The sequence below is a fragment of the Bifidobacterium sp. LH_743 genome, assembly GCF_056355775.1.
On the sequence record NZ_JBKESZ010000001.1, the window covers coordinates 594,460 to 619,917 of the forward strand.

The 25,458-nt window shown below is 57.8% G+C and carries 18 protein-coding genes and 1 pseudogene; 13 read left to right on the top strand and 6 right to left on the bottom strand.

Annotation, left to right across the window (positions count from 1 at the left end; genetic code table 11):
• Positions 1–168 precede the first annotated feature (168 nt).
• Together ettA and AC1ATL_RS02530 are read right to left on the bottom strand one after the other, a co-directional pair.
• Positions 169–1,845 carry an energy-dependent translational throttle protein EttA gene (gene ettA, locus AC1ATL_RS02525; protein ID WP_026646437.1) on the bottom strand — a complete coding sequence of 559 codons (1,677 nt, stop codon included), beginning with the start codon at positions 1,843–1,845 and terminating at the stop codon, positions 169–171.
• A 245-nt stretch (positions 1,846–2,090) separates the two neighbouring features.
• Complete coding sequence (locus AC1ATL_RS02530) at positions 2,091–2,516, bottom strand: peptide deformylase (RefSeq protein WP_476568177.1); 426 nt, start codon at positions 2,514–2,516, stop codon at positions 2,091–2,093.
• Between the two features lie 153 nt (positions 2,517–2,669).
• On the opposite strand from AC1ATL_RS02530, the gene AC1ATL_RS02535 reads away from it, so the two are divergent.
• Positions 2,670–3,458, top strand: a complete 789-nt coding sequence (locus AC1ATL_RS02535; protein WP_476568179.1) for a bifunctional diaminohydroxyphosphoribosylaminopyrimidine deaminase/5-amino-6-(5-phosphoribosylamino)uracil reductase RibD — start codon at positions 2,670–2,672, stop codon at positions 3,456–3,458.
• 211 nt (positions 3,459–3,669) lie between these two features.
• On the opposite strand, the gene AC1ATL_RS02540 is transcribed toward AC1ATL_RS02535, so the two are convergent.
• Positions 3,670–4,512 (bottom strand): DUF559 domain-containing protein, encoded by an 843-nt coding sequence (locus AC1ATL_RS02540; RefSeq protein ID WP_476568181.1) that lies wholly within the window; start codon positions 4,510–4,512, stop codon positions 3,670–3,672.
• Positions 4,513–4,858: 346 nt separating this feature from the next.
• Between AC1ATL_RS02540 and AC1ATL_RS02545 the strand changes: the two genes are divergently transcribed.
• Positions 4,859–6,358: an amidohydrolase gene (locus AC1ATL_RS02545; RefSeq protein WP_217063211.1), complete on the top strand. Its 1,500-nt coding sequence runs from the start codon at positions 4,859–4,861 to the stop codon at positions 6,356–6,358.
• A gap of 312 nt (positions 6,359–6,670) precedes the next feature.
• Here AC1ATL_RS02545 and AC1ATL_RS02550 read toward each other — a convergent pair whose 3' ends face one another.
• A complete protein-coding gene (locus AC1ATL_RS02550; RefSeq protein WP_085407562.1) occupies positions 6,671–7,951 on the bottom strand; it encodes an O-acetylhomoserine aminocarboxypropyltransferase/cysteine synthase family protein in 1,281 nt (426 codons plus the stop codon).
• Between the two features lie 236 nt (positions 7,952–8,187).
• On the opposite strand from AC1ATL_RS02550, the gene xylA reads away from it, so the two are divergent.
• Complete coding sequence (xylA, locus tag AC1ATL_RS02555; protein ID WP_011742887.1) at positions 8,188–9,537, top strand: xylose isomerase; 1,350 nt, start codon at positions 8,188–8,190, stop codon at positions 9,535–9,537.
• 388 nt (positions 9,538–9,925) lie between these two features.
• On the top strand, positions 9,926–11,623 hold the full coding sequence (locus tag AC1ATL_RS02560; protein ID WP_476568184.1) for a glycoside hydrolase family 43 protein: 1,698 nt from the start codon (positions 9,926–9,928) through the stop codon (positions 11,621–11,623).
• Between the two features lie 132 nt (positions 11,624–11,755).
• Here AC1ATL_RS02560 and AC1ATL_RS02565 read toward each other — a convergent pair whose 3' ends face one another.
• A complete protein-coding gene (locus tag AC1ATL_RS02565) occupies positions 11,756–12,775 on the bottom strand; it encodes a LacI family DNA-binding transcriptional regulator (RefSeq protein WP_021913007.1) in 1,020 nt (339 codons plus the stop codon).
• 360 nt (positions 12,776–13,135) lie between these two features.
• On the opposite strand from AC1ATL_RS02565, the gene AC1ATL_RS02570 reads away from it, so the two are divergent.
• The 8 genes and pseudogenes from AC1ATL_RS02570 (at position 13,136) to AC1ATL_RS02605 (ending at position 22,326) form a co-directional block, all read left to right on the top strand.
• Positions 13,136–14,410 carry an ABC transporter substrate-binding protein gene (locus AC1ATL_RS02570; protein ID WP_046999156.1) on the top strand — a complete coding sequence of 425 codons (1,275 nt, stop codon included), beginning with the start codon at positions 13,136–13,138 and terminating at the stop codon, positions 14,408–14,410.
• 100 nt (positions 14,411–14,510) lie between these two features.
• On the top strand, positions 14,511–15,554 hold the full coding sequence (locus AC1ATL_RS02575; RefSeq protein WP_021913009.1) for a carbohydrate ABC transporter permease: 1,044 nt from the start codon (positions 14,511–14,513) through the stop codon (positions 15,552–15,554).
• A complete protein-coding gene (locus AC1ATL_RS02580) occupies positions 15,554–16,447 on the top strand; it encodes a carbohydrate ABC transporter permease (protein ID WP_021913010.1) in 894 nt (297 codons plus the stop codon). Before AC1ATL_RS02575 ends, AC1ATL_RS02580 begins: the two co-directional genes overlap by 1 nt.
• 76 nt (positions 16,448–16,523) lie before the next feature.
• On the top strand, positions 16,524–18,155 hold the full coding sequence (locus tag AC1ATL_RS02585) for a glycoside hydrolase family 43 protein (RefSeq protein WP_021913011.1): 1,632 nt from the start codon (positions 16,524–16,526) through the stop codon (positions 18,153–18,155).
• A gap of 90 nt (positions 18,156–18,245) precedes the next feature.
• Positions 18,246–20,192, top strand: a complete 1,947-nt coding sequence (locus AC1ATL_RS02590; RefSeq protein WP_446472681.1) for a sialate O-acetylesterase — start codon at positions 18,246–18,248, stop codon at positions 20,190–20,192.
• A 23-nt stretch (positions 20,193–20,215) separates the two neighbouring features.
• A pseudogene (locus tag AC1ATL_RS02595) lies at positions 20,216–21,190 on the top strand (carboxylesterase family protein); the annotation flags it as partial.
• Between the two features lie 111 nt (positions 21,191–21,301).
• The gene (locus tag AC1ATL_RS02600; RefSeq protein ID WP_229027832.1) at positions 21,302–21,634 is read left to right on the top strand and encodes a carboxylesterase family protein; all 333 of its coding nucleotides are present in this window, start codon (positions 21,302–21,304) and stop codon (positions 21,632–21,634) included.
• Between the two features lie 62 nt (positions 21,635–21,696).
• Complete coding sequence (locus AC1ATL_RS02605) at positions 21,697–22,326, top strand: sugar O-acetyltransferase (RefSeq protein ID WP_021913013.1); 630 nt, start codon at positions 21,697–21,699, stop codon at positions 22,324–22,326.
• A gap of 202 nt (positions 22,327–22,528) precedes the next feature.
• Here the strand turns inward: AC1ATL_RS02605 and AC1ATL_RS02610 are convergent, their stop codons facing one another.
• Complete coding sequence (locus AC1ATL_RS02610; RefSeq protein WP_117836817.1) at positions 22,529–24,049, bottom strand: xylulokinase; 1,521 nt, start codon at positions 24,047–24,049, stop codon at positions 22,529–22,531.
• Positions 24,050–24,218: 169 nt separating this feature from the next.
• Here AC1ATL_RS02610 and AC1ATL_RS02615 point away from each other — a divergent pair, with 169 nt between their 5' ends.
• Positions 24,219–25,451: an ROK family transcriptional regulator gene (locus AC1ATL_RS02615; protein WP_223895037.1), complete on the top strand. Its 1,233-nt coding sequence runs from the start codon at positions 24,219–24,221 to the stop codon at positions 25,449–25,451.
• Positions 25,452–25,458 lie beyond the last annotated feature (7 nt).

The following is a 25,458-nucleotide window of genomic DNA, read 5'->3' on the forward strand; positions in this document are numbered from 1 at the left end:
CTCTCGTTGCGAAAGGTGGCGCTCCGGGGCGTGCGCTTGACGGCTCGCCTCTGGCCGTGCAATTAAGGTCTCGCACTGTCTGCGAGGCTCATTGTTTCCCTCTCTCGGACTGTCGTCCTCGTTCGGGCTGAGCCTACCTACGCCCCACCGGGGCGTAGGCTTAACGGCTCAGCGCGTTAGTTTGCGATGCAGGCGGTGCGGGCGGGCCGCATCTTCGCCGAGGCGGGCGACGCGGTTCTCCTGATAGGCCTGGAAGTTGCCTTCGAACCAGTACCACTTGGCCGGATTCTCGTCATCGCCTTCCCACGCGAGGATATGCGTGGCCACGCGGTCGAGGAACCAGCGGTCGTGGGAGATCACCACGGCGCAACCCGGGAAGGCAAGCAGCGCGTTCTCAAGCGATTCCAAGGTCTCGACGTCAAGGTCGTTGGTCGGTTCGTCGAGCAGCAGCAGGTTGCCGCCCTGCTTCAGGGTCAGGGCCAGGTTCAGGCGGTTGCGTTCGCCGCCGGAGAGCACGCCCACAAGTTTCTGCTGGTCGGAACCCTTGAAGCCGAAGGACGCCACGTAGGCGCGGGTCGGCACCTCGACGCCGGCAACCTCGATGAAGTCGAGTCCGTCGGACACGGCCTCCCACAGGTTCTTGTTCGGGTCGAGGCCTGCACGGTTCTGATCGACATAGCTGATCTGCACGGTGTCGCCGATTTTGAGCGAGCCGGAGGTCAACGGTTCCAAACCGACGATGGTCTTGAACAGGGTGGACTTACCCACGCCGTTCGGACCGATTACGCCGACGATGCCGTTACGCGGCAGGGTGAAGCTCAGGTCATCGATGAGCACACGGTCGCCGAATGCCTTGTGGATGTGCTCGGCTTCCAGCACAGTGGAACCCAGACGCGGACCTGCCGGAATCTGAATTTCGGAGAAGTCAAGCTTCTTGTTGTTGCGTGCCTCCTGCTCCATCTGGTCGTAACGTTCCAGACGGGCCTTGTTCTTGGCCTGACGGGCCTTCGGCGAGGAACGTACCCAGTCGAGTTCGCTCTTGAGTCGCTTGGCAAGCTTGGCGTCCTTGGCGCCTTGGATCTCCATGCGCTTGGCCTTGGTCTCCAAATAGGTGGAGTAGTTGCCCTTGTACGGATACAGGTGACCACGATCCACTTCGCAGATCCATTCGGCCACATTGTCCATGAAATAACGATCGTGGGTGACGGCGATGACCGCGCCCTTGTACTGGTGCAGGAACTGCTCCAGCCACAGAATCGACTCGGCGTCCAAATGGTTGGTAGGCTCGTCGAGCAGCAGCAGATCCGGAGCTTCAAGCAGCAGTTTGCACAGCGCCACACGACGGCGCTCGCCACCGGAGCACACGGTCACCGGAGTGTCCGGGTCCGGGCACTGCAGGGCGTCCATGGCCTGCTCAAGCTGGGAATCGAGATCCCAGCCGTTGGCCGCGTCGATGTCGTTCTGCAGCTTGCCCATCTCTTCCATCAGGGCATCGAAGTCGGCGTCAGGATTGGCCATCTCCTCGCCAATCTGGTTGAAGCGGGCCACCTTTTCGGCGATCGGACCGAATGCCATCTTGATATTCTCGCCGACGGTCTTGGTCTCATCCAGCGGCGGCTCCTGCTGCAGGATGCCGACAGTGAATCCCGGGGTCAGATAGGCTTCGCCGTTGGAAACGGTGTCGAGTCCGGCCATGATCTTCAGCAGTGTGGACTTGCCCATGCCGTTCGGGCCGACGACGCCGATCTTGGCGCCCGGCAGGAAGCTCAGGGTCACGTCGTCGAGGATCACGCGGTCGCCGTAGGCCTTGCGAGCCTTGATCATCTGGTAAATAAACTCAGCCAATGTTGTGTTCCATCCTTAAAGAACGTTGGAATTCCAGCGTCTTGCGTACGTCGGTCGACGGGAATCGCACTTATCGCCGCTTTGCGGCGCATTACGTGACGCGGCTTGGCTGTGGACGAATCGCAAATCTGCTGCGAATCGGTCGAAACCAAGTATTCTCGGACCATGCCATTACGCAAAGTACCATCGCCGATTATCCCATACCCCGTCTACACAGTAGGCGTATCGAGTGCGGTGCAGGCGCGTCAGATAATCACGCCGTCGCAGTGGTCGATCTCATGCTGGATGATCTGCGCGGTGAAACCGGTGAACGCCGCGTGGCGCTCACGGAATTTCCGATCCATATAATCCACTTCGATGCGCTGATATCGGACGGTGCGGCGCTCGCCCTGGAGCGAAAGACAACCTTCCGCCGTATCGAACGCGCCGTCCTTGGCGGTGATGCGCGGATTAAACATCACGAAAATGCGGCCGCCGAAATCCTCATCCACAAAAGCGATGATGCGCTTGGATACGCCGATCATATTGGCCGCCATGCCCACGCAACCATTGCGGTGCGCGTCCAGCGTGTCCTTCAGGTCCTGCGCCACGGCCAGATCCTCTTCGGTGTTCTCGGCTGCGGCGGACGGTTGGCTGAGAAATGGGATGGACGTCATGATCTCACGCTGCATGTGAAATTCCTCTCGTTGGATGTTGCCGGTCTGCCAATATTGTATGGCGTCGCATGGCTTGCGAGACGGATGGATGGAGTTGCCCGCCCTCGGGATACGAGGCGTGATGCATGAAACTGCGGCCGGTGCAATATGCTTGAGGTCATGGAAGACATGTTGCAATACCGCGAATATATGGCACAAGCGCTTGAACTGGCCCGCAAAGGTGCGGGATGGGTGGATCCGAATCCGCTGGTAGGCGCGGTGGTGGTACGTGATGGCGAGGTTCTCGCCACCGGGTACCACGACCGTTACCGTGGTCCGCATGCGGAACGCATGGCGTTCGACTATGCCGACGCGCATGGCATCGATATGTGTGGAGCTACAGTCATCGATACGCTCGAACCCTGCTGCCACGTTGGATCGCAGCCGGCATGCACTGATCTGATTCTAGCCCACGGCATCTCGCGGGTGGTGGTCGGCTCCATCGACCCCAATCCCGTCGTGGCCGGGAAAGGCCTTCGCATCCTTGAGGAAGCCGGCGTGAAAGTGGTGCGTGACGTCATGCGGTCGGAATGCGACGCCATCAATCGCCATTTCTTCCACTACATCACCACGGGAATGCCGTACATTGTGGACAGCAGAAGACGTGTGGGGGAATCGGATGCCGAGTATGCGGTCCGTCGGCGCGAACTGTATGCCACGTATGCGGCGGTGCTTGCCGGAACTGAATCGGATGTTTCTGACGAGTCCTTCGCGCACTTCGACGGACCGGTCCAATCCGTCGGCGCGGACGAAGTGGTGATCGGCCGTCACAAGCCGTTGCTGTTGAAGACCAGCACGCTCGCCGGCGCGGACCCGGACGAGTGGTTGCACGAACTGGGCAAACGCAAAATCGACAGCCTCATCGTGGAAAGCGACGAAGCGTTCGAGCGGTTGTCCACGGCCTGCCAAAAAGACTGATGTGTCGCGTTCGCGGTTTTGAAATGCCTTATATGTGGCAGATTCCGTCGTCGTACGAAAGTGATTTTCCCTATATGTGGCAGACAACCAAAGAAATCCTGAGTTAGAGGGTATAAATCAGTGGGTTTGGCGGTCATTGTCTACTTAGGTCTGCCACATGTAGTGGTTTTAAGTTTCCTGGGGATGTCAAATCTGCCACATATAGGGATTGTCAGATGAGAATCCGTCTGTTCCCAGTGGCAAGGGACGCTATACGGATATGTATTCTTCCTGATGGCATTCTTTGGCTGAGTCTGATGGATTTGCTGAGCCTCTGATTTATTCTGCTGGCCACTCGTTCGGCGAGGAGCCGTTCTTCGTTTTCGCTCGCCAGATTCTCGGCGGTCACTTGGATGTAGATCCAGCCCTCATCCTCTAGGGCTTCGCGTCGCTTGCTGTCTGCGAGCCACTGTCCGGCGTGATGCCTTCCATCATATTCAATAACCACTTTTATCTCTGGATAAGCCATGTCCAGAAAAACGATTTTCCCATTGGATGAGCGGACCTTGTAATTGACTTCCGGGCAGGGAAGCCCGTGTCGAATCAGCGTGATTCGGCAACGGCTCTCCTGCGAGGAATCCGTGCCTTCGCGCATAAGCCGTAGGGCTTGCCTCATTTTGTTGATTCCGCGAATCGGCCGTTGTCTGTTTGTTCTCACATATTCGTTGAGATTTTCGAGACGGTTTACATAGTCGATGAATTCGTCGAGAGTGATTGTTCCAAAGCGAGCGTTCCTCCTCATCATGGAATCGCCGAGCGTTACCAATTCCTCTTGCGGGATACGATTGGCGTGCATCGCCCAAGTGGTTATCGCGTCAGTGTGATGAATTTTGCCATAATGCGTGGTTGTTTCGAGAACGGGGCCTTCCCATAGTGCGAAGTGGATGTTCTGAAGATGCGTTCGGGCGTTGTTGCATGGAGCGAGAACGTGTAGGGAAGATTCCGTTTGCTGGTTTCGTGGATATCTTGGCCTTTCGATGCCTAGAAGGTCCAGTGCGGTATTGAGCGCGAGCACCAATCGCCTTCCGGTTCTTTTCTGCGCTTCAAGACATTGTTCGATGGTCCTTGCCCTCAGCTGCGCGAGGTTTTCCGAATATTGTGCTCCATTGTCCATAGCGTCAAAGTAGAGGAAATGGCACTGCGCTGTCTACCGGCTTTTGGGAAACGGTGGAAAAGTGGATGATTCACCCTTCCTTGAAAAACCGGTGGATAACTGCGCCTTTCTCTTGCCTATGTAGATAAACGCATTTCAATAGCGAAAACCCAAAGTGCACATAGCCGATTGAGATGAGGGTGGCAATCGCAAGCATCGCAAGGATACTATGGCTGGCAATGAGGTCATTTTGTTGAATCGAGGATGTATGGGCGAACCGTATGTGATTGAAAATGTGTGTTTCGTGGGGTCCAATGAGCCTGTCGACATCACGATTGAGCAAGGGCGGATTGCGGATGTACGGTCTTCGGAAAAGTCGGTAGACAAGGCTTCGAAAACGTGGGTCATTCCCGGATTGTGGGATTGTCATACGCACTTCACGCAGTGGTCGTACACGTTGGGACGTCTTGATTTGATCGACGCGCGCAGTGCCGACGAGGCGCTCGACATGTTGCGTCGGCACTTGGATGAACGTCGTGAGAACGGCACGCTCGACCCGAACCAATATGTGGTCGGCATGCGCTTCCGGCACTCACTGTGGGCCGATGCCGCCCAGCCGACATTGGCCGCGATCAACGCGGTGTCGGGCGACCAGCCGGTGGCTTTGTCAAGTGCCGACATGCACTGCGGCTGGGTGAACTCCGCTGCCGCGCGCAACCTGGGTGTGCATGTGGGCGAATCCGGGCTCGTCGGAGAGCTTGAGTGGTTCGACGCCTACTGCAAGCTGGACAAAGGGCCAGGCGCGGCCGATGAATTGACTCGTCTGCTACGCAACGCGGAGCGGGACGCCGCCGGCAAAGGTGTGGTCGGTGTGCGCGACTACGAGATGGCGGAGAACATCGACACATGGATCGAGCGATTCTCGCAAGGACTCGTCGACCTGCGTATCGAGGCCGGCGTATACCCCGAACGGCTCCAGCAGGCCATCGACGACGGCTGGCACACCGGCGACGAACTGCCTGGAAGTCATGGGCTAGGCCACGTCGGTGCGATGAAGATGATCTCCGACGGCTCACTCAACACCCGCTCCGCTTACTGTTCCACGCCATACTCGGGCATCGCCCCGGAAACCTACGGCACGTTGAGCTACACCCCTGAGCAAATCGAATCGTATATGCGGCTAGCCACTGAACATGGCTTCGATATCGCCTGCCATGCCATCGGCGACGAAGCGAACACCATCGTGCTCGACTGCGCGGAACGTACCCATGCGCACGGTTCCATTGAGCATGCTCAAATGCTCAAGGAGTGCGATATTCCGCGTCTTGCACGGCTGGGACTTGCCGCCAGCATCCAGCCGCAGCACGCCATGGACGACCGCGACGTCATCACACGATTCTGGGGCAATCCCGCTGGCATTCCCTACGCGTTCAACAGTCTGCATGAGGTCGGAACCAAACTGCTTATGGGCTCGGACGCGCCGGTCGCGCCGTTGGACCCATGGCTGGCCATCTCCGCCGCGGTGTTCGGCACGGAGAGTTCCGACCGGGAGCCTTTCCAGCCTGAGCAATGCTTGGAATTCGAAACCGCGCTTGCTTCATCCACCGCCCTGGGACGTACGACGTTGCAAGCTGGGGATGCGGCTGATCTGGTGCTGCTGGATTGCGATCCGAGTGCGCTTGAGTCCCCTGAGGCCATGCGCGCCATGCCCGACCACGTGCTTGCCACCATGCTTGCCGGACGCTGGACATATCAATGCGCTGAATGAAAACCGCTATGTGTGGCAGATTCCGGGATGCCGGAAAAGTCAAAACCGCTATATGTGGCAGGTCGATGGCTCCTAAGATGAAGGAATCGCCGGATTTATGCCCCCGAACATAGGGCTTTGTACCTGGAGCTGCCACACATAGGACAAATCATCTTCGATGGGTACGGAAATCTGCCACATATAGCGGATTTCATGTGCTGCTGGATATCCAAGGAGTTGGTTATCCAGGGGTTGAAGATGAATTCGAATAAAGATAGGGCTTGTATCCCTGCAATGGCGGGGATACAAGCCCTATCTACAGGCTTATGAGGCTCACTGCACGGCGGCGAGGGCTTGGTCGAGGTCGGCGATGATGTCGGCCGTGTTTTCGATGCCGCAGCTCAGGCGCACCAGGTCGATGCCGACGCCGGCTTCCTCAAGCTGCTCCTCGGTGAGCTGGCGATGCGTGGTGCCGGCCGGATACAGCGTGCAGCTGCGCGCATCGGCCACATGCGTGGCGATGGACACCATCTTCAGATGGTCAAGGAACGCGGAAACCGTCTCGCGCCCGCCCGGCACACCGAAGGAGATCACGCCGCAGGTGCCGTTCGGCATGTACTTCTCCGCCAGCGCATGGTACTTGTCCGTTTCGAGGCCCGGGAAGCTCACCCAGCTGACGCGCGGATCGGCGTCGAGCCACTTGGCCACGGCCAGTGCGTTCGCGCAGTGGCGCTCCATGCGCACGCCGAGGGATTCCAGATGCATGCCCATGATCCACGAATTGATTGGCGCCGGAGTGGAGCCGAAGTCGCGCATGAGCTGCGCGGTGGCCTTGGTGATGTATGCGGCCTTGCCGAATTCCTTCGCGTAGGTGACGCCATGGTAGGAGTCGTCCGGAGTGGTGAGGCCCGGGAATTTCTCCGCATGGGCCATCCAGTCGAAATTGCCGGAGTCGACGATCGCGCCGCCCACGCAGGATCCGTGGCCGTCCATGTACTTGGTGGTGGCGTGCGTGACGATGTCCACGCCGTACTGGAACGGACGGCAGTTGATCGGCGTTGGGAAGGTGTTGTCGACGATCAGTGGCACGCCGTGACGATGCGCTGCGTTCGCGAACTTCTCGAAGTCGAGCACGATAAGCGCCGGATTGGAGATGGACTCGCCGAACACGGCCTTGGTGTTCGGCTGGAACGCGGCCTCAAGTTCCTCTTCGGTGCAGTCGGGGCTGACGAAGGTGCATTCGACGCCCATCTTGCGCATGGTCACGTTGATGAGGTTGAACGTGCCGCCGTAGATGGCGGAGGAGGCGACGATGTGGTCGCCGTTGTTGCAGATGTTGAACAGCGCGAAGAAGTTCGCCGCCTGGCCGGACGAGGTGAGCATCGCGGCCGCGCCGCCTTCCAGCTCGCAGATCTTCGCGGCGACGGTGTCGTTGGTCGGATTCTGCAGGCGGGTGTAGAAGTAGCCGGATTCGGACAGGTCGAACAGTCGGCTCATCTGTTCGCTCGACTGGTATTTGAAGGTCGTGGCCTGGATGATTGGGGGAGTGCGGGATTCTCCATTGCCCGGCTGATAGCCTCCCTGCACGCAGATGGTGTCGACGTTTTCGCTCATATGTTCCTTCTTTCGATTCCGCGCTTCCGTGCGCCGCGCAGGTGTTGCGCCGCGATGCGAACAAACAAACACACTGTATCACTGCATTGATAAATGGCTTGATTCCAATGGAAACGCCGTATAGTTTAACGAATTGACAAACTTAGGTAATTCAATTTATTATGTAGACCAAGACGGGCGGAAAGCCCGCTGCGAAATAAAGCTTTACGTAAGTAAACCAAGCAAAGGAGCATTCCATGGGTCTGTGGGATATCGATAAGATTCCGTACGTCGGTCGCGAAAAGGGGCCGCAGGAGGGTCTTGCCTTCCATTACTACGATGCCGACAAGGTCGTTGCCGGCAAGAAGATGAAGGACTGGCTGCGTTTCGGCGTCGCATGGTGGCACACCTTCGACCAGCAGCTCGTCGATCCGTTCGGCACCGGCACCGCCCAGCGTCCGTGGTACGGCAAGTATTCCGATCCGGAGGACGAGGCCCTGGCCAAGGTCGACTACGCCTTCGAGTTCTTCCAGAAGCTCGGCGTCGAGTACTTCTGCTTCCATGATCGCGACATCGCTCCGGAAGGCGACACCCTGCGCGAGACCGACAAGAACCTGGACAAGGTCGTCGACAAGATCGAAGAGAACATGAAGTCCACCGGCATCAAGCTGCTGTGGAACACCTCCTCCCTGTTCACCAACCCGCGCTTCGTCTCCGGCGCCTCCACCTCACCGTTCGCCGACATCTACGCCTACGCCGGCGGCCAGCTGAAGCACTCTCTGGAGATCGCCAAGCGCCTGGGCGCCGAGAACTACGTGTTCTGGGGCGGCCGTGAAGGCTACGAGAACCTGTGGAACACCCAGATGAAGCGCGAGCAGGAGCACATGGCCAAGTTCTTCCACATGTGCCATGACTATGCGAAGGAAATCGGTCTGGACGCCCAGTTCCTGATCGAGCCGAAGGCCAAGGAACCGACGATGTTCCAGTACGACTTCGATGCCGCCACCGCCATCAACTTCCTGCGCACCTATGATCTGATGGACGTCTTCAAGCTGAACCTGGAAGGCAACCACGCCAACCTGGCCGGCCACACCTACCAGCACGAGATCCGCACCGCCCGCGAGGCCGGCGTGCTCGGCTCCCTGGACGCCAACCAGGGCGACAAGCTCATCGGCTGGGATATGGATGAGTTCCCGACCGACCTGTACGAGACCTCCACCGTCATGTGGGAAGTCCTCGCCGAAGGCCAGATCGGCCCTCACGGTGGTCTGAACTTCGACGCCAAGCCGCGTCGTACCTCCTTCACCGCCGAGGATCTGTTCCGTTCCCACATCGCCGGCATGGATTCCTTCGCAGCAGGCCTCCTGGTCGCCGCCAAGATGCACGAGGACAAGGTCATCGAGAACCTGCAGGCCGAGCGCTACAGCTCCTTCGATTCCGGCATCGGCGCGACCGTCGAGAACGGCACCGCCTCCCTGGCTTCCCTCGAGGAGTACGCTCTGGATATCCCGCAGTCCAAGCTCATCGAGGCCACCAAGTCCGATCACCTCGAGTCCGTCAAGGCCACGATCAACAACTACATGATCGACGCCCTGGCCGAGGCGTGAGCCGAAAACCCACTAGGGTTTTAGGTAGCCTCGGGCGAAGTCCGAGACGGTAGTCGAGGGCGAGCAATGACTGGGCGCGTAGCGTTCCGGAATTGCAGGACCGAGGCATGGACGCAGTAAGGAGTTTCCGTTAGGACTCCTGATTCATCGCTGGATCAAACAGTGGGGCTCGACTGTGACAGAGCCGGATGTGGTGTGCCGAAGCGTCGGTGTTCCGGCACACCACTCACTTTTCTTTCCTTCCTCCTTCCTCAAATTTCCTTCGCACGCAAGTCGTTTGCCGGCTAGATCGCCGGTGAGCGGCTTGTTTGCGTTGTTAGACCAAGCGAAAATTTCGATTATTCGCAATGATGTGATGTATCCAAACGTTCCCGAATGAGGTGTACTTATGACCACAACGATTACCATCGCCAATCCCATTCTTCACGGAATGCATCCTGATCCGAGTTGGATTTGGGATGATGATCTTCGGCAAATCGTGCTTGTGACCTCCACCTTCGAACTGGTTCCAGGCTTGCCTATTTACGTTTCCAGGGATATGACCCACTGGAAACACGCGTCGGATGCGATAGATGAGGAGTTGGCAAGACGTTTGCTCATTCCTTTCGTGGATGACTCGGGTGGCGTCTATGCGCCGACGCTGCGTAGGATTCGTGGCAAATACGTGATTGCCTGCACCATCGCTCGCATCAATGGACGCAAAGCCATCGCGGAAGGATGCTCCCAGGCCGAATTGGATTCGGCCCAGGCGGCGGAAGGCAACTTCGTTCTTGAGTCGGACTCGATCGACGGACCTTGGCGTGGGCCGTTCTGGATCGAGGGCGCCGAAGGCATCGATCCAGACATATTCGAGGACGGGGACGGCAACGTGTACTGGACCCAGACCCGTCCTGCGGTCAATCCGCAATGGGAAGGACAGACCGAGGTCTGGACTCAACGCATTGATCCGGAGACTTGGACTTTTGTCGATGACGGTCTTCCTGCGGGATCGGGCAAGACGGTAATATGGCGCGGATACGGTGTGGAGGCGGTGTGGGCTGAGGCGCCGCATCTCTATCGCGTGGGCGACTATGTGTATCTGATGACCGCCGAGGGGGGCACCAGTTTCGAACACAGTGAGATGGCCATGCGCATCTATGCGCCGCATGGACTGCTTCGGGCGTTCGAAGCTTACGAACGGGAAGCATCCGAATCGGGTGAGTGCATTCCGCAGGTTCGTGACGGGGAACGCTGCTATCTTGGCACCGCAATCCGTGCCTTCCATGCGGATAAGAAGAATCCGATTCTCACCCACCGACATCTGGGTTTGTCGGAACCGCTGCAATGCGTGGGACATGCGGACCTGTTGCTTCATCCGGAACTGGGATGGTGGCTGGTGTGTCTCGGCGTGAGGGAGACGCGGGGAAAGCATGACGGCGAATTATTGAGCTACTTGGGAAGGGAGAGCTTTGTCGCTCCGGTATCCTGGGAACATAATCCGGCCGATTGGAAGCTGGACGGCAACGGTGCATTAGATACGCATGAGGGTGACCCCGGATGGCCGGTAACTTGCGCTGGTCTTGGCCGCTTGGCCGACGAGATCACGGTTACTACTGAAGACGATGGCATCACCATCGAGCCTAGGGTGAAATCCTCGCTCGCCGGTGACGTGGAACCTGCGCTGGTGGATGTGGCTGATGGCTCGACGAACGGTGTGGTGGTGCGCGACGAGCGTGATGTCAGCTACCGCAGAATAGCGAAACTGCCGACGCTCATGCCGATTCCTATGTCCGGTTCTTTAGTGATCCGGCAGAATTCCACACATTACGCGGTGTTTTCGATGCGTGGCACGGATGTGCGCTACGAGATGGTGAATGGAGACGATTCGCAAGCTGGGTCTGTTGCCGTCGTACAGGCTGACGGAGTGCGTCCGGCGGTACTTTTCGACGACAACCGTTTGTCGGTCATCGTGGCTGGCGTGCATGGTCCGGTTGATTCTGCGACGTTCGTGCGTCAGGGGCAGGTTCTGCTGAGTGTCGATGCTCGTTTCCTTAGCACCGAATGGGCCGGTGGGTTCGTCGGTTGCATGGCCGGCTTCATGGCATAGATTCTACGGAGTTTCAGGATGGTTCACTGCTGGTGTTCCGACGGGCCGTCTTAGAACGAGGTGAAAACGGGTCGAAAGGCTAGGAGCGCTGTGTTCTCCCTCCGGTTGTGCCTGTGAGGTTTGCCCCGCTGATTAACCCTCAAGTTGCTGTGTGCTGTTGCGTACCACTAGCGATGTCGGCATGATGATGTGCGGTTGGATCACGTCGTCGGTGGACAGCGCCTCGATCAGCATGCGTACGGCGGCCCTTGCCATGTCTTGGAGCGGCTGCCGTACGGTGGTCAGCGCCGGGCCGAGGAATGCGGCGGTCTGCACATCGTCGAATCCGACCACGGATAGATCCTCCGGAATACGTAACCCCAATTGCCTTGCCGCCTCGTAGACGCCCATGGCCTGCAGATCGCTGCCGGCGAAGATTGCGGTCGGACGATTTGGTCGTTTCAACAGGGAGATGGACTGTGCGTAACCGCCGGAAGTGGTGAAATCGCCTTCGGTGATAAGTTCGGGATCGGTTTCGATTCCATGTTCTGCAAGCGCTGATGTATATCCGTCCAGACGTGCTTTGGAACACATCATTTCCTCCGGTCCGGTGATGATGCCTATGCGGGTATGTCCGAGTGCGAGCAGATGCCTGGTGGCGATTACGCCTCCGGTCCAGTTGTCCGCTTGCACCGACAGCGTGTCTGGATCTGGATTACCGAATGGATCGAACAAGACGAAGGGAATACCTCTGGAATGCAGCTTGTTCCGTTCGATACGTGTCAGACTGGAGAAGACAAGAATGGCGCCATCTGTCTGCCGACGCAGCATGTTGTCAATCCAGGATGAGTCCGGGTGCTGGCGATTGCCGCCTTCGGTGGTGATGACGTTCAAATCATGCAACTTGGCTTCGCGAATGGCGCCACGGAGTACTTCAAGGGCCCAAACATTATCGAAATCTTGGAACACGATTTCGATAATTCGTTGGCTTTTCGTGCTTGTCGCTTTACGGGAATACCCATACCGTTTCAACACCGCGTTGATGGTTTGCCGCGTCTCTTCGGAAACGTCGGCTCTGCCGTTGAGCGCCTTGGATACGGTGGAAAGGGAATAACCGGTCTCTTTAGCTATGTCAGAGAGTCGTACCGTAGCTTTTTTTGCCGTATTGCGCATGAGTCACTCCTTCTTCATTTTCATCATATCCGAAAATGCGAACGAAAGTTTCGGTTTACGTTTTTCGAAACTTTCGATATGTTGGCAATGCTTAAAAACGTTGTAAAATCAACGAAAAAATAGTTAGTTTTCTGATTTTACAAAAAACTTGACTTTGTGTGATTTGTTTCGGTAGTCTGTAGGTACAGCGAAAACGGAATGGAAATTTTCGAAGGGAGTCAAAGGCTGATTCTCTGTCTGCCAGGGAGCTGCGGCAGCATTCGTTGCGGTCATGCTTCCCGATTCGGCCCATTCGAGAGAAATCGTTCCTGTCGTTGCCATCATTTTGTCGATGATGATTTGGTCAATAAGGAGAAGACAATGAAGTTCAAAACCATTGCAGCTGCCACTCTTGCGGTGGCGACCATGTTGGGCATGGGTGCCTGCGGCTCCAGCGCTGGTGCCAAAGACGATAAGACCATTACGTTCTGGCATAACGCAACAGCTGGTGACGGCAAGCAGTATTGGGAGGATATGGCCAAAGCGTTCGAGAAGAAGACCGGTGTCAAGGTCCAGATCCAAGCCATCCAAAACGAGGATTTCGAAGGCAAGCTGACCACCGCTATGCAGGATCCCGCCTCCGGCCCGGATGTGTACATGACCCTTGGTGGAGCCAAGACCAAGGACATGATTGACGCCGGACAGGGCATGGACCTCACTGATAAGATCAGTGACACCGTCAAGAAGCAGATGTCTTCTGCGCTGGAGTCCATGTCCTATGACGGCAAGGTCTATGGTGTTCCAGTCACTGTGCAGCCTGGTGGCATCTGGTATTCCAAGGATCTGTTCAAGCAGGCTGGCATCGATGCCGCGCCGACCACCTTCAGCGAGCTGAAGACCGATGTACAGAAGCTTCGCAGCGCTGGCATCGATCCGATCGCACTCGGCGGCAAGGATGCTTGGCCGGTCGGTCACTGGTACTACTGGTTGTCCATGCGCGAATGCTCTCCGAAGGCCTACGCCAAGGGCGTCAATGACAAGGACTTCTCCGACTCCTGCTGGACCAAGGCCGGAGATGATCTGAAGGATTTGTTGGATGCGAATGCTTTTAACGAAGGATTCCTCACCACGACGGCCCAGCAGGGCGCCAGCTCATCCGCAGGTCTGCTGGCCAATCATAAGGCTGCGATGGAGCTCATGGGCACATGGGAGCCTGGAGTTCTCAAGGACCTGACTCCGGACAAGAAGCCAATGGCTGACCTTGGCTTCTTCGCCTTCCCGACCGTGGACGGAGGAAAAGGCGAGGAAGGTGCTTTGATGGGCGCTGTGACCGGTTTCGCTGTCAATCCCGAGGCTCCGGACGCTGCTGTTGATTTCGTCAATTTCATGGCTGAGAAATCAAATCAGGAGAAATACGCCACTGCGTTCAGCACCATTCCGGCTTCCGCCGAAGCTTACGATGCGGTTACCGATGAAAATCTTAAGAGCATCATCGAAGCTATGAAAAAGTCCGATGGCATGCAGCTGTGGATGGATACCGCTCTCGGCGGAAATATTGGCAACGCTCTTAATTCCGGAGTGGTGAATCTGCTTTCCGGACAGGGGACTTCGGCTGACATCGTCAAGGCGATGAAGGACGCAGCGGCCAAGGGCTGACAGTGAACATGGCTGGTTGACGGCCAAAGGAGGGTGGATAGACAGATATTCATCCACCCTCCTTCCTATTCGAGAAACGTATCTGGTAGTGGAGAAAACCATGTCAAGTACAAGCAAAGACGCGGTGACGCTGCGCGCTAAGCGGTCCAAGAAACCGTCCGATGGCAAAATGCGTCGTAATGTTGAGATTTTCGTACTGTCCGCACCTGCGATTCTTCTGTTCGTCTGCTTTGTGATTCTGCCTATCGTCTTGGGTGCTTATTACGGCTTCTATCAGTGGAAGGGCTACGGACTTCCCTCCAAGACAGGTAAATTCGTTGGTCTCCAGAACTACATCACAGCGCTTAAGGATCCCGCGTTCCAGGCGGCAATTCTGCATACCTTCGAGGTCGTGATCGGCTCGTTGGTCATCCAGGCTCCGCTCGCCATCCTGTTCGCATTGCTGCTGAACCAGAAGTTCAAGGGGCGTGGTCTCATCCGCACCCTCATCTTCGTGCCGTATGTCGTTTCCGAGGTCATCGTCGGCACAGGATGGAGCCTGTTGCTACAGAAGAAGGGCGCCATCAATGAGATTCTGGCCAACTTCGGCATCAATGGTCCCGATTGGCTGGCCGACCCGAAGATCGCTATTTGGACGCTGCTGTTGCTGATCAGCTGGAAATACGTCGGTTTCGCCGTAATTCTGATGCTCGCCGGCATGCAATCCATTCCCGAGGAACTGTATGAAGCAGCCAAGGTGGATGGGGCGAGTTTCTGGCAGATGCAGAAAAGCATCACGTTGCCGTTGCTTGCTCCGACGTTGCGGATCTGGGTGTTCCTTTCCATGATTGGCTCTCTGCAGCTTTTCGATCTGGTCTATATCGTGTGGGGCAAGTATGTGTCGACCACCGCTGGTGTGTCCACCATGGCCACCTACATGGTGCGTGAAGGTCGTGGAGCCGGCAACTATGGCTATGGTTCCGCCGTTGCTCTGATCATCTTCGTGATCTCTTTGATCATCGCACTCGTCTATCAGAAGTTCGTGCTGAACCGTGACTTGGACGGTGCTGTTACTGAACAGAAAGAAGCCAAGAAGCGTGCCAGGAAGCGCGCAAAGGAAGCGCAGCATCGTGAGGTTGCTGCCCTGGCAAGTGAGGTGAAGTGATGACTGCCGCAACAATCGCAGGACATTCCAACAAAAGCGAGTACAGCAAGAAGAATGGTTACCGTAAGTCGTCCAAGACGCCATGGGGCAACCCAATCGTCTACTTCTTCTCCCTGGTGCTTGTGGCCATCTGCATCACTCCGGTGTTGTACATTATCTTCGGTGGTTTCCGTACCAATTCGCAGATCACCAACCATCCGTCCGGGATGCCGAACCCATGGGTCCCCGACAACTACAAGACGGTCTTCGAAAGTGATATTTTCTGGACGGAACTGAAGAATTCTACCATCGTGGGTATCGCCACCATGGTAGGCGTCGTGGTGCTTAGCATCATGGTGAGCTTTGTCATCGCCCGATACAAATTCCGCTATGCGCCGCTTATGTACGCGTTGTTCTCTGCTGGTCTCATGTTCCCGATGACCGTTGGCATTACACCTTTGTATCTGCTGATTCGCAATCTGGGTCTGGCCAACTCCCTGTGGGGTCTGATCCTTCCGCAAATTGCCTTCGGACTTCCTCAGACCATCATCATCTTGGTGCCGTTCCTACAGTCGATTCCTAATGAGCTTGAGGAGGCCTGTCTTCTCGATGGATGCTCCCGCCTTGGCTTCTTCTGGCGCATGGTCATTCCGCTGTCCATGCCTGGCGTGGCCACCACTGGAATCCTTACCTTCGTGGGAAGCTGGAATGCCTACATGCTGCCGCTGTTCGTGCTCAGTGATTCCAACAAGTACACATTGCCGCTTGGCGTACAGATGTTCAGCTCTGAACACTCCGTTGACACCGCACAGGTGTTGGCCTTCACCTCTCTGGCTATGATTCCGGCCCTGATCTGTTTCACCATCTTCCAGAAGAAGATCGTCGGCGGCCTGACAGGTGCGGTCAAGGGCTGACGGAATGTGACAACCCACGCCCGGAAGATGTTCCTTTCCGTCTTCCGGGCTTCATCTCTTATGCAAGAGGTACATTATGAAGATTTCCAACCCGGTGCTCACCGGTTTTCATGCCGATCCTTCAATGATTCGCGTCGGTGACACTTATTACATTGCCAATTCCACTTTCGAATGGTTCCCAGGCGTTCGCCTGCATGAGTCCAAGGACCTGGTGCATTGGAACATTCTTCCAAGCCCGTTGAGCCGGTCCAGCCAGCTTGATATGAGAGGAAACCCCTCTTCGGGAGGCATCTGGGCTCCTGACCTAAGCTATGCGGATGGCAGGTTCTGGCTGATCTACACTGATGTCAAGGTGGTCAATGGTGCATTCAAGGATTGCACTAATTATTTGGTCACCGCCGAGGACATCCACGGGCCATGGAGCGAGCCGGTTCGCATCAACGGGGTCGGTTTTGACGCCAGCCTGTTCCATGACGACGACGGCCGCAAATACTTGGTGCAGCAGACATGGGATTTCCGTGAATACCACCACCAGTTCGACGGTATCACATTGACGGAATTCGACGTCGACACCATGAAGCTCAAGCCAGAAACGGCCCGCACCATCTGGGATGGCACCTCGGTGAAGATCACCGAAGGTCCCCACCTATACAAGAAGGATGGTTGGTACTACCTGTTTGCCGCAGAAGGCGGCACGGTGTATGAGCATCAGGAATCTGTGGCGCGTTCCCGTACCCTTGACGAATGCTCCTTCGAAGTTATGCCGAATGGCCCGTTCATCGGTAACTTCGACACTCCTGACACCTATTTGCAGAAGCAGGGCCATGGAGCGTTGGTGGACACCCCGTCCGGCGAGTGGTATTACGCCTCCCTATGCGGTCGTCCGTGGCGTCATGATACCGAACCGGCCCATGGCACCCGCGGATGGTGCACACTCGGACGCGAGACCTCCATCCAGAAAGTCGAATGGGATGAGGACGGTTGGCCGCGCGTGGTCGGAGGCCATGGCGGACAGCGTTACGTCGACGCTCCGAAAGACGCCATCGAGACCGTTGCCCCAGCGACGCGCGACGAGCGCGACGAGTTCGAATCCGACGAACTCGGACCGAATTGGAACACCCTGCGCGTCCCGTTCACCGACGCCATGGGCACGGTGGGCGACGGCAAACTGGCATTGCGTGGTCAGGGCTCGCTGTGCAACCTGTTTGACCTGTCCCTTGTGGCTCGTCGCTGGCAGGCATTCGATTTCGACGCCGAAACCAAGGTGCGTTTCGATCCGAAGAACTACATGCAGATGGCAGGCCTGACCAACTATTACGATGACCTGTGCTGGTCATGGGCGTTCGTCACTTGGGATGAGAAACGACATGCAAGGGTCATCGAAGTGGCTCAGAACGATTTCAACCAATACACGTCGTTCCTCAAGGATGACGCCATCGTGGTGCCCGAAGACGCCGAAGCGGTATGGCTGCGCACCAAGGTCCGCACGGAATACTATTCCTACGAATATTCCTTCGACGGTGAGCGCTTCACCGAGATTCCGGTGAAGCTCGATGCGAAGATTCTGTCCGATGACTATGTGAACCAGCGCTATGGCGGCTTCTTCACCGGCGCGTTCGTGGGTCTCGCCTGTGTTGATCTGTCTGGCTATGACGCGAAAGCCGAATTCGACTATTTCGATTATCGGGAGCTTCCCGACAACCGGTAGTCGATGCCGACGGGCGGCGATTCGCCGCATTCCTGCCGCCCGTCGGTTATTTGGTGAAATGAACGCAGACTCAATGGGGAGAATGCTGAGATGACTTTGCGATTGCCGAAACTACTTGACGACGGCTGCGTGCTGCAAGCCGGTGTGGACATGCATATTTGGGGCACCGGCGATCCCGGACGCATCGTATTGACACGGCTTGCTGACGAGCGGCATATGGTGCAGGTGAAAGACGACGGAACTTGGAACGCGCCGTATGGTCCGATCGAAGCTGGAGGGCCGTACGAGCTGACCATATGCTACGAGGACGGAGCGGAGCGTATCTCACGGCAGTGCTATGCGGGAGAGGTGTTCCTGTGCTCCGGGCAGTCGAATATGGAACTGCCTATGGCTTGGGTGCGCGCCGACTATCCACAGGAGTGGGACCGTGATCCCGATCCATTGCTGCGGCAGTACAAAGTGATTCCCGATTACGATTTCAAAGGTCCTCGCGACGATCACGACCGTGCGTTCTGGCAGGGCTGCGATGCGGATACGCTTGATGATTTCTCAGCGCTCGCATATTTTTTCGGTCGCAGGATCCGCCAGTGGCTCGGTGTGCCCGTTGGTCTGTTGAACATTTCATTGGGCGGCTCTCCGATCGAATCCTGGATGGACATTGACACATTACGAGCGTTCCCCGAAGCGCTCGCCAGTCTTGAACCGTACCTTGGCGATGGTGTGGCGTCGAAAAGAAGCCTCGATTCCGTTGCCGAGCGGGACCGGTGGTACCAGGCGCTCGGGTACGAGGCCGTGGCCGATGCCCACCATGAATGGCTGCCATTGATCGCGTGGGACTGTCCGGAATCCAAGAACATCGAGCCGCGCGACGTGGCATGGCATGACATACGCCTGCCTGGATGGTACAAGGATCGCGGACTTGCCGGTTTCCGTGGCGAGATTACCATGAGAAAAACCGTGTTCCTGCCTCCGTCGGATGCGGGGAAGCCCGCCCTACTGCGTCTGGGCACCATGAATGATGCCGACCATACGTGGGTCAACGGTGTGTTGGTCGGTGGGCGAAGCAATGTGTATGAGCCGCGGGACTATCCGGTCGCAGCCGGCGTGTTGCGCGCCGGCGCGAACGAAATCCGCATGCGTCTGGTCGTTGAACGGCCCGGCGGCCGTGTGACGCCCGGCAAACGGATGACACTGACCATCGGAGACGATGTCTTCGACCTGTCCGGCATCTGGCAGTATGCCGTGACCGCCGAAGCCGACCGCGATTGCCCATTCGAGGATTTCGTCAGATGGAAGCCGACCGGCCTGTACAACGCCATGCTCGCCCCGTGTTTTCCATATGCGGTGCGGGCCGTGCTGTGGTATCAGGGCGAATCGAATACCGGCGACTACGCCATGCAATATGGTGACGAGCTGAAGGCCATGATTGAATTGTGGCGTGGCAAGTGGCATCAGCCGGATATGCCGTTCCTGATCGTCCAGCTTCCGAAATTCGGCATCGACGCCATCGAGGATGGTGGTTGGCCGCTTATTCGAGAACAGGAATGGAGAGTGGCGGACGAACTTGAACACGTGGCTGCGGTGGTGACGCTTGATGCCGGTGAAAGCAATGATTTGCATCCTCATGATAAGAAAACCATCGCGGATCGTGCATTCAATGTCGCGATGGATTTTGTGTATGGCCAGCAGGCTCAGCCTCAGCCGGTTGTTGAAACCGCAGAGGCGGACGATGGATTGTTGAGGATGCACTGCGTGTGGCGGAATTCCATGGGCGAACAGATGCAATCGCAGAATCGCCATCTGATGACGTTGGATGGTGACGTTCCGCGAGAAATTGATTTCCTGTGGCACGACTGCGCCACTTCGGTGCGGGCTGAGGCATGGCTGGATGGTTGCGATATTGTGGCGCGCATACCGTCGCGCATGCCGGACGAGGTGCGGTATGCGTGGAGCAACAGCCCGGAATCCGGTCTCATCTGCGACGGGGACGGTGTTCTGCTTCCGCCGTTTCATCTGCCGTTGCCCATGGTTGATTAGGGGCAGTCATGCGCAGACAAGTCATGATTCGTCAAGGATGTGTCGACGGATTCTCCGATGCGGATCCTGTGATCACCGTGTTTCGGGGCATTCCATATGCCAAGCCGCCTGTTGATGAGTTACGCTGGCGTGAGCCACAACCTGCTGAAGCGTGGGATGGCGTGCTCGAAGCCGGTGATTTCGCGCCGATGCCGATGCAGCCGCTGCCCGGCTCGGATGAGTTCTACGGCAGGGAATGACAGATTGACGCTGACACTCCGATGGCTGAGGATTGTCTGTATCTGAATATCTGGACGCCGGCCTTCCGTGGATGCGGCAGTGGTTCCGAGATTCGTACGGATTCCCGTTGCGATGGGCATGGGCTGCCTGTGATGGTATGGCTTTACGGTGGAGCGTTTCAGACTGGATCTACCTGTGAGAAGGAGTTCAATGGAGAGCAGCTGGCCCGTCAGGGCGTGGTGGTGGTCTCCATTGCTTATCGGTTGAATGTGTTTGGTTTTTTCGCGCATGCCATGTTGGAAAAGGAAGCGGTTGATGGACGGCCTTGTGCGAATTTCGGATTTCTTGACCAGCGGATGGGCATTCAGTGGGTAAAGGACAATATTGCCTTGTTTGGTGGCGATCCTGCGAACATTACCGTGTTCGGCCAGTCCGCAGGGGCCGCAAGCGCGTTGGCGCAAAGTGTCTCGCCGATGAACGATGGTCTGTTCCAACGCGTCATCATGCAGTCTGGAGGTGGAACTGGTCTGTTCAATCGCCATCTGTGGTCTCTTGAGGATGCGCAGCGAAATGGAGCGCGTTTTTTGAAGTATCTGGAAGTTGAATCGATTGCCGAGGCGCGTTCTGTTCCTGCGACTGATCTGCTGGAGGCGGCGGTGACTTTTCCTGCTTGCGATTGGTCTGGGCAGGGTGATGATGTCGTATGGGCTCCGATGACTAATTGGATTCCCTGCGTCGATGGGACATTCCTTGTCGAGCAATACCGTGATGCGCTTATTGCGGGACATCGCGTTCCGTGTGATTTGTTGGTGGGGAACACGACCGGCGAGTTCATGGTTCCGGGCCCTGATGGCACTCCGTATCCGGAGGGTGAATGCGGCAATCTGGATATGATCGATGCATGGGTGTCAGGCGGCGGCTCGGAACCATACAGATATCGATTCGATGTGGATATGCCGGGGGATGATGCCGGTGCGTTTCATTCGTCCGATTTATGGTTTTCGTTCGGGACGCTCCCTGCGAGCTGGCGGCCGTTTCGAGGCTGGCATTACGATTTGTCCCATGCGATGAATCGATATTGGGTGAATTTCGCGGCGACAGGTGATCCGAACGGTTCCGGATTGCCTGAGTGGACGGCATGCGGACCTGATGGTCAACGATATATGCTGTTCGGTGGATGCCATGATACGCCGGGTAACGTTTCATGCGTCATGGTCAAGTAAGTGAATATAGTATGGTGTGAGCGTTCACTATAGTGCGGTGGAATGTGATGAAGGAGACGGATATGACGCAGGAGACGGAAGCGCTGATCGCGTCCGACGAGGATCTGACCAAACTGTTCGCCGGCAAGCCGACGCAATATCGCAAATCGAAGTCGCTGCCGAAATTCACAGGCGAGGCCATGCGCGCCTGCGCGAAGATCAACCGCATCTTCTTCGATGATCCGGACGAGGCGTACCGTTTGTTTCACGAGCTGGTCCCGGACGCGGGGGAGGGCGTGCAGTTCACGCCGCCGTTCAATGTCGATTATGGTATCGGATTGACCATTGGCCGCGGCACGTTCCTCAACAAGGATTTCATGGTGTGCGGCGGCGGATATGTGACGCTCGGTGAGGATTGTCTGATCGGTCCGCGCTGCACCATCGCCACACCCAACCATGCCAAGGACGCTGCCACCCGCCTGGCGGGCTGGGAGCATGCCAGTGCCGTGACCATCGGTGATAACGTGTGGTTCGGCGCCAATGTGACGGTCACGCCGGGGGTGACCATCGGGTCGAATTCCATCATCGGCGCCGGGTCCGTGGTGACACGTGACATTCCGGAGAACGTCATAGCCGTGGGCAATCCAGCGCATGTGATTCGTGAGATTCCCGAACATGACCCTGCCTTCGCCGATGTGGAAGGTTTGCTGTAGTTTTGCAAACGTTTCATAGGGGGTGTTGACGGCAAATCGATTTCTCCAGCCATGCGATGCAGGTGAGCGCGTAAAGCCTTATACGGAAGCTGTCGTTCATATTGTCGTTTCTATGAGTATGGTTCATGAATCAGCATAGGGCCGGGAAGCCCCATTGTTGGGAAGCTTCCCGGCCCTATGCCTGAATTCCTGCGGTGATGGATCAGCCGCGGGCCTTGGCGTAGGCTTCGTATACGGCTTCGGTCGGTTCGCCGGTCTCCACGCCGTCGATGGTGAGTTGCCATGCCGGAGGCTCGGTTTCGCCGGACAGCACCCAGGCGGCCTGGCGGGCCGCGCCGATGGCCACGTATTCGTCGGTGGCGGGTCGGGTCACGTCCATGCCCAGAATGCTTGGTGCCAGCGTGCGGATAGCTTCGGACTTCGCGCCGCCGCCGATGAGCAGAATGCGCGTGATGCTTGCGCCGAGCGATCGGATCAGTTCCAGGCAGTCGCGCTGGGAACACAGCAGACCTTCGACGAAGGCGCGGGCCAGGTTCTCGCGTGTGGTGTTGGCCAGAGTCATGCCGGAGAAGGTGGCGGTGGCATTCGGGCGGTTCGGCGTGCGTTCGCCGTCGAAGTACGGCACCAGGGTGATGCCGTTGGCGCCGGGCTTGGAGGCGAAGGCCAGCTTGGCCAGTTCGTCGTAATCCACGCCGAGGGCGGCGCGGCCGGCGTCGAGGATGCGCGAACCGTTGATGGTGCAGGCCAGCGGCAGGTAGTGCCCGGTGCAGTCGGCGAAGCCGGATACGGCGCCGGTCAGGTCGTAGGTTGGGTTCTCGGAGATGGCTGCGGCCACGCCGGAGGTGCCCAGGGAAATGGACACGTCGCCGACGGCCATGCCCAGTCCCAGCGATGCCATGGCGTTGTCGCCGCCGCCGGGGGCGAGCAGGCAGCCGCCTTCGACGTTCTTGCCGGCGATGGCCGGATCGGCCTTGACGGGGGCGGCGTCGCGCGGCCCCAGCACGGTGGGCAGCACGATGGCCTCGGCGTGCGATTGCGCGGCTTCGGCGCCTTCCGCGGCCTCGAGCACCATGGCGATCAGGTCGCGGCGGTATTCGTTCGACGCGGCATCGTAGTAGATGGTGCCGGAGGCGTCGGAGCGGTCGGTGAACAGGGCTTCAAGATGGGCGTCCTCGCCTTCGGTGACCGGGCCGTAACCGGCGATGCGCCAGCTCAGCCAGTCGTGAGGTAGGCAGATGGCGGCGATTTTCTTGGCGTTTTCGGGCTCGTTCTCGGCCACCCATGCCACCTTGGTCAGCGTGTAGGAGGCGACGGGGGAGGAGCCTACGGCCTTGACCCAACGCTGCTTGCCTCGGGCGATTGGGTCTTCCGGCTCGCCGTCTTGTGCGGGCGCTGCGCCGAGCTTTTCGATCAGAGCCGCAGCCTGGGGCGCCGAACTGGTGTCGTTCCACAGCATCGCATCGCGGATCACATTGCCTTGGTTGTCGAGGATCACCATGCCGTGCTGCTGGCCGCCGACGGCCAGCGCGGATACGTCGTCCAGGCCGCCGGCCTGCTCGGCGGCCTCTTGGAATGCGCTCCACCAGTATGAGGGGTCGACGGATGTGCCGTTCGGGTGTTTGGCCTGCCCGAATCGTACAAGCTCGCCGGTTTCGGCGTCCGTCACGCGTACCTTGCAGGACTGCGTCGATGTGTCGACGCCTGCAACCAGAGTCCTTGCCATGGTTTGTGTTGCCTCCTTGCATGTGCCGTTCGCCGGTGGCGCACGGTTAATAGTTAGATGAATAAACTATACTATAGTAGTGTAGCACCAGGAAAGGCTCCGGAACATCGGTTCGGGGAATTCATGCTGATGCGGCAACACGGCAAACAGGGCAGGGACGGGAACGGCTATGGCATCTCTTCGCAGGATCAATCAGGACGATCTGCGCAATCACAATCTTTCGGTGGTGATCGACACGCTACTGCGTGCCTCCGGGCCGATGAGCCGAGCGGATCTTGCCAAGGAGACCGGGCTGACCAAGGCGACGATGTCGTTGCTGGTGTCGCTGCTGATCGATGCGGGCGTCGTCAAGGAGGGTGAGCCGCAGAACTCGGCCAGCTATGGGCGCCCGTCCACGCCGTTGATGCTGGGAGGCGGCAAGGTGTGCGGCATCGGCATGCAGGTCAACACCGACGGCTATGGATGCATGGCTTTGGACATCAACCACGACATACTCAGGCACGAATGGGTGGATGCCGACATGAGCGGCGTCGAGCCGGACGTCGTATTCGGCAAGCTTGACGCCATGGCCAAGGCGATGGCTGAGGATCTGGAATCGAAACGATGCATCATCGCGGGCGTCTCGTGTGCGCTGCCGGGCTTGGTCACCTCCGACAAGAGGCTGCTCATGGCCCGCAATCTCGGTTGGGAGAATGTCGATCTGACCACGTTCGACGTTATGCGAGGGTATGACGTTACCCCGTGCAATGAGGCGAAGCTGGCCGCCATCGCGCAGATTCCGGGATATGCCTGTGCGCGTGCGGACGTGTTCGATGGCGTGGATTGCGCCGACTCCTTCCTGTATCTGTCGTGCGATATCGGCATCGGCGGCGCGATCGTCCGTGACGGTGAGATCGTGTCGGGAAGCCACGGTTTCGCCGGTGAGATCGGTCACGTGTCGGTGTCTTTGGACGGTCCGCTGTGCGGATGCGGACGACGCGGATGTTTGGAAACGTATGCTGGCCGTCGCGCGCTGGTCGAGGCTTCCGGAGTGGCCGAAAAGAATGCGGCTTCGAGCGGTGAGGCACTGGAGCGTCTGTTGGACGCATGGCATTCCCATGATGTGCGGACCGTGGAGGCCGTCGGACGGGCCATCGACGCGCTGGCCTCGGCCATCGGCTCCGCACTGAATCTGGCCGATGTCGATACCGTGCTGCTGGGCGGTTGGTGGACCGATTTCGGGCCGTTCTTCTACGAAACGCTCGAAAACCGTTTGGAATCGCAGGTCTTGGGGGCGTCGGACATGCAGGTGAGCGTGTCCATCCCGTTGGTGGCCGACCATCCGGCGTTGTACGGTGCCGCGGAAGTCGGCTTGCGCAAATTCATCGACAATCCGCTGACGTTCATCGCCGACAAAGCATGATTCCTGA